Origin of the sequence: Pseudomonas sp. NPDC012596, from assembly GCF_042902325.1 — a bacterium.
GTDB lineage: Bacteria > Pseudomonadota > Gammaproteobacteria > Pseudomonadales > Pseudomonadaceae > Aquipseudomonas.
In genome coordinates this window covers 1-4,794 of record NZ_JBIBEB010000040.1, presented here as the reverse complement: position 1 = coordinate 4,794, position 4,794 = coordinate 1, and the positions used below count along the sequence as shown (strand labels likewise).

At 61.3% G+C, this 4,794-nt stretch carries 6 protein-coding genes; 4 read left to right on the top strand and 2 right to left on the bottom strand.

Going from position 1 to position 4,794, the window contains the following annotated elements; all coding sequences use genetic code 11:
* Positions 1-189 precede the first annotated feature (189 nt).
* Positions 190-1,017 (bottom strand): protein-glutamate O-methyltransferase CheR, encoded by an 828-nt coding sequence (cheR, locus tag ACFY68_RS26100; protein WP_387533567.1) that lies wholly within the window; start codon positions 1,015-1,017, stop codon positions 190-192.
* A 51-nt stretch (positions 1,018-1,068) separates the two neighbouring features.
* Positions 1,069-1,998, bottom strand: a complete 930-nt coding sequence (locus ACFY68_RS26095; RefSeq protein ID WP_346615044.1) for a chemotaxis protein CheV — start codon at positions 1,996-1,998, stop codon at positions 1,069-1,071.
* 78 nt (positions 1,999-2,076) lie between these two features.
* Between ACFY68_RS26095 and flgA the strand changes: the two genes are divergently transcribed.
* The 4 genes from flgA (at position 2,077) to ACFY68_RS26075 (ending at position 4,637) form a co-directional block, all read left to right on the top strand.
* Positions 2,077-2,829 (top strand): flagellar basal body P-ring formation chaperone FlgA, encoded by a 753-nt coding sequence (gene flgA / locus ACFY68_RS26090; RefSeq protein WP_387533564.1) that lies wholly within the window; start codon positions 2,077-2,079, stop codon positions 2,827-2,829.
* A 152-nt stretch (positions 2,830-2,981) separates the two neighbouring features.
* Entirely contained in the window at positions 2,982-3,296 is a 315-nt protein-coding gene (flgM, locus tag ACFY68_RS26085; RefSeq protein ID WP_387533561.1) for a flagellar biosynthesis anti-sigma factor FlgM, read from the top strand.
* A gap of 49 nt (positions 3,297-3,345) precedes the next feature.
* The gene (locus ACFY68_RS26080) at positions 3,346-3,813 is read left to right on the top strand and encodes a flagella synthesis protein FlgN (protein ID WP_387533558.1); all 468 of its coding nucleotides are present in this window, start codon (positions 3,346-3,348) and stop codon (positions 3,811-3,813) included.
* A gap of 80 nt (positions 3,814-3,893) precedes the next feature.
* Complete coding sequence (locus ACFY68_RS26075; RefSeq protein WP_387533555.1) at positions 3,894-4,637, top strand: flagellar brake protein; 744 nt, start codon at positions 3,894-3,896, stop codon at positions 4,635-4,637.
* Positions 4,638-4,794: the final 157 nt, after the last annotated feature.

Below are 4,794 nucleotides of genomic sequence, written 5' to 3'. Positions count from 1 at the left end.
AACCATGGCCTGACTGGAACGGCGCGTTGCAACAAATGTGGGAGCGGGCTTGCCCCGCGAAGCGCCGCGCGGGCGGCGCTCGATCTCAAAGGCGCCGAAGATCCCAAGGCAAGCGCATCGCGATGCGCCGCGCGGGCGGCGCTCGATCTCAAAGCCCCCGGAAGACCGACGGCATGCACCCGCAAGCCTTCACTTGGCCTGGTAAATGATCCCCGGGCTGCACTGCACCATCTGGTAATGATCCGGCAACCCATTGAGCGCCTCGGAGGCGCCGAGGAACAGATACCCGCCCGGCTTCAGCGTGCTGTGAATCCGCAGCAGGATGTCCTTCTTCACCTGTGCCGAGAAGTAGATCAGCACGTTGCGGCAGAACACGATGTCGAACTTGCCCAAGGCTGCATAACTGTCGAGCAAGTTGAACGACCGGAACTCGACACGGCTGCGGATGGCCGGCTTGACCGCCCAGCGCCCCGGCCCCTTAGGGTCGAAGTAACGCTGCAAGCGCTCCTGGGACAGACCGCGGGCGATCGCCAGGCTGTCGTACTCGCCGGTCTTGCAGTTGTTCAGCATCGAACCGGACAGGTCAGTGGCGACGATCTGCGCGCCCATCTTCAACTGGCCGAGGTTGCTGCGCTCGAATTCGTCGATGGCCATCGAAATGGAGTACGGCTCCTGGCCCGACGAGCAGGCCGCCGACCACATGCGCAGGCGCTGGCCCGGGTTGTTCTTGATAAACTCGGGGATGACCTTGTTCTTCAGCACTTCGAAGGGGTAGGTGTCGCGAAACCACAGGGTTTCGTTGGTGGTCATCGCATCCACCACCTGTTCGCGCAAGCCGCCACGCGGCTGGGTCTGGATGCGCTGCACCAGCTCGCCCAGGCTCTTGATGCCCTGTTGCTCCATCAGCTTGTTGAGACGGCTGGCGACCAGGTACTGCTTATTCTCGCCCAGCAGGATGCCACAGGCTTTCTCCAGGAATACCCGGAACTGTTCGAAATCCAAATTACCCGTAGACACTACTGCGGCCTCTTTTCAATCACTGGTGCCGGGAGTTGCCTCCCGGCTGCTTCAATGCGCTGCCTTGATCCGGTCGACCACTCGCTGGGCCAGGTCGTCCGGCTTGAACTTGGCGAGGAAATCATCGGCACCGACTTTCTTGACCATTGCCTGGTTGAATACCCCGGACAGCGAAGTATGCAGGCAGATGTGCAATTTTTGCATACGTGGATCGCTGCGGATCTCGGCAGTGAGCGTGTAGCCGTCCATTTCCGGCATTTCAATGTCTGAGATCATCATCAGGAATTCTTCTTCCGGCCGCTTGCCCTCATCCACCAGCTTGCGCAAGTAGTCCAGGGCCTGACGGCCGTCATTGAGTGCTACCACCTCGACCCCGACCGTCTGCAGGCAGCGGCTGACCTGCTTGCGCGCCACCGACGAATCGTCCACGGTCAGCACACGCAGCAGCACGGCTTTGTCCTGCGTATCGGCATCGACCACACCGGCGGATACCTGCTCCGACGACGGCGCCACCTCGGCCAGCACCTTTTCCACGTCGATGATTTCGACCATGCGGTTGTCCACTCGGGTGACTGCAGTCAGGTAGTGGTCGCGGCCGGTACCCTTGGGTGGCGGATGGATTTCTTCCCAGTTCATGTTGACGATGCGCTCGACCGAGTGCACCAGGAAGCCTTGGGTCTTGGTGTTGTACTCGGTGATGATCACGAAGCTCTTGCGCGTTTCTTCCTGCAGCCCGGGCAACCCGGTGGCCATCGACAGGTCGAGGATCGGAATGGTCGCCCCGCGGATATTGGCCACGCCGCGCACCACCGGGTGTGATCTGGGCAGCACGGTCAGGTCCGGGCACTGCAGCACCTCGCGAACCTTGAACACGTTGATCCCGTAAAGCTGTGCGCCATTGAGGCGAAACAGCAGCAACTCCAGGCGATTCTGCCCCACCAGCTGTGTGCGCTGGTTGACCGAATCCATTACCCCCGCCATGCCTGACTCCTTCTTCTTTCTGCCATTTCGTAGCAACTCATGTAGCGAGTCGGCACGGGCTTTGCTTTTTTGAGCGCCATGTACACGAAAACGACAATTTTCCGACGACTGACGCACCTGCTGAGCGGCTCGCTGGCCGTGCTGTGCCTGTTGGCACCCGGCGCTCGCACATGGGCGGACGCGGTTACCTTGCCTGAACAGCTTATCGGTGTCACCCAAGGGTTTCTTGAATTCACCGTCGAGGATTACCTGGCCACCACCCAGACTGCAGGGCGCTACGAGATCCAGGTCAACCCGCTCGACCCGCGCCTGCGCATGCCGCTGTGCAGCCAGCCGCTGGACGCCTCGCTGGAGAGCCCTGCGCAGCCGCTGGGCCGGGTGACCGTGCGGGTGCGCTGCGACGGCAGTGCGCCGTGGACGATCTTCGTGCCGGCCACCGTGCGGGTGTTCCGCGATGTGGTGGTGGTGACCCGCCCACTCAAGCGCCAGAACGTCGTTAGCGAAGGCGACGTGGCCCTGCGCGAACGCGACGTCGGCACCCTCGGCCAGGGCTTTCTCACCGACCTGGACCAAGCAGTGGGCATGAAGATGCTGCGCCCGACGGTCATCGACCAAGTGCTCACCCCGCAGCATCTGGAGCAGGCCGAGGTGGTGCAGAAGGGCGACCACGTCGTCATCATCGCCCGCAGCGGCAGCCTCAGCGTGCGCATGCCTGGCGAGGCCCTGAGCAAGGGTGGCCAGGGTGAGCAGATACGGGTGCGCAACCTGAATTCGCAACGGGTGGTAAAGGCCCGGATAACCGGCCCCGGCCAGGTCGAGGTCGCCATGTAGATTGGGCTGGCGGTTGGGAACCGCTTTTCCTAAACTGTGTCAGAACACGGGTTCGCGGGCTTGCCGACAGGCGGCTGAGCATTTGTGCCTAAAGTTTCTTTCGGGATGGCCGAAAACAAGGCAAGCGTCCAAATACCCAGGGGTTTCTGATCATGGTCATCGACTTCAGTCGTTTGAATAATTCTCCGTCCATCACGGGCGGCGTTCGCGGCAATGCCGCCCCCGGTAACGCCGACAAAACCGGCGAAACCAGTGAAGCGCCGAAAAGCGCCAGCGCCAGCGGAGAAGCGGTACACCTCAGTCAAGAGGCCCAGCAGTTGCAGAAGATCAGCGACAAGCTGCGCGATCAGCCGGTTGTCGACAGTGCCCGCGTGGCGCAGTTGAAACAGGCGATCGCAGATGGCAGCTACCAGGTCGATGCCGGCCGGGTCGCCAGCAAACTGCTCGATTTCGAAGCCCAGCGCTGACCGTTCGGCGCGCTGACTTCACGGACGCTTTAAAAGCCAAGAGTTAGCCATGCACGACATCACATTGCTGCAATTGATCGAAGACGACATCGCCCCCACCCAGGAACTGCTCGACCTGCTTCAGCAGGAGGCAGTCGCCCTGCATGGCCGCGACATGGCACCGCTGGAGGGTATTCTGGCCCGCAAGCAGTCGCTGATCATCCTGCTCGAGCAGCAAGGCATCCGCCGCAACAACCTGCTCGCCAGCCTCGGCCTCAGCGCCGACCGCGCCGGGGTGCAGGCAGTCGCAGCGCAGTCGCCCAACGGTGAAGTGATCATGCAGCAACTCAACGTGCTGACCCAGTTGATGGACGCCTGCCAGAAGGTCAACGAGACCAATGGCCGGATCATTCAGGTACAGCAGCACGTGACGGCCAACCAGATCAGAATCCTCATGGGCGGCGATTCTCCGTCGCTCTACGACAGCCGCGGCGCTACCTCGCCACTGGCCAAGCCCCGGGCGCTCAGCCAAGTGTGATTACTTCTATCAAGGCACGGAACATACTGGCAAAATGCCGTTACTTGCGTGTGCCGCTTTTGCCTGGAGATTGATAACCCGTGTTCAATGAAACCGATGCTCCGCAGCCACCAAAGGTGCTGAACACTCCTTTGGAGATCGCGGCCAACCTGCGCCAGCTACAGGACAGTCACGATCCTCTGATCATCACCTTCCATGAGCGCAGCCAGCGGTTCCAGAGCTACGTGGTGGATGTGGACCGTGACAGCAATACCCTGGCGCTGGACGAAATGATCCCGCGCGACGGCGAACGATTCATCGAGAACGGCGAACCGTTCCGCGTCGAAGGCTTCCACGATGGCGTGCGCATCGCCTGGGAATGCAACCACGAACTGAAGATCACCGAGGTCGACGGCCACCGCTCGTACCGCGGTGCAATGCCTGAAGAGATGACCTACCACCAGCGCCGCAATGCGTTCCGCGCCGCGCTGAAACTGTCGCAGCTGGTCGATGTGATCCTCGACGGCGCCTACCTCAAGGGCAACGGCGCCCTGCGCGGCAAGCTGCTGGACATCTCCGCCACCGGCTGCAAGCTGCGCTTCGACGGTAACGTCGAAGATCGCCTGCAACTGGGCCAGGTGTACGAGCGCTTCAAGGCCGGCAACCCCCTGGGCCTGGTCGACACCATGGTCGAGTTGCGCCACCTGCACCATGAAGAACGCATCAACACGACCTTCGCCGGCGTGCGCTTCCATAACCTTAATGGCCAGGCGCAGCGCAAGATCGAAAGCTTCGTGTACCAGTTGCAGCGTGAAGCGCGGCGCTTCGACAAAGACGATTATTGATCGCCTCGAATGCGCAAACGCCACCCATTGGGTGGCGTTTTTGTTTGTCATGTGCCTGAACCGGCCTCTTCGCGGGTGTACGACCGGAGACATCGTTTACATAGTAAACCGGGGACATGGTTTACACATTTGAGGCTTGGACGCGGTTTTCGCCTCG

Bases quoted from the DNA above. Each gene is read 5' to 3' on its own strand.
- ACFY68_RS26095 (WP_346615044.1), bottom strand. From the start codon at position 1,998: ATGGCGGGGGTAATGGATTCGGTCAACCAGCGCACACAGCTGGTGGGG.
- flgA (WP_387533564.1), top strand. From the start codon at position 2,077: ATGTACACGAAAACGACAATTTTCCGACGACTGACGCACCTGCTGAGC.
- flgM (WP_387533561.1), top strand. From the start codon at position 2,982: ATGGTCATCGACTTCAGTCGTTTGAATAATTCTCCGTCCATCACGGGC.
- ACFY68_RS26080 (WP_387533558.1), top strand. From the start codon at position 3,346: ATGCACGACATCACATTGCTGCAATTGATCGAAGACGACATCGCCCCC.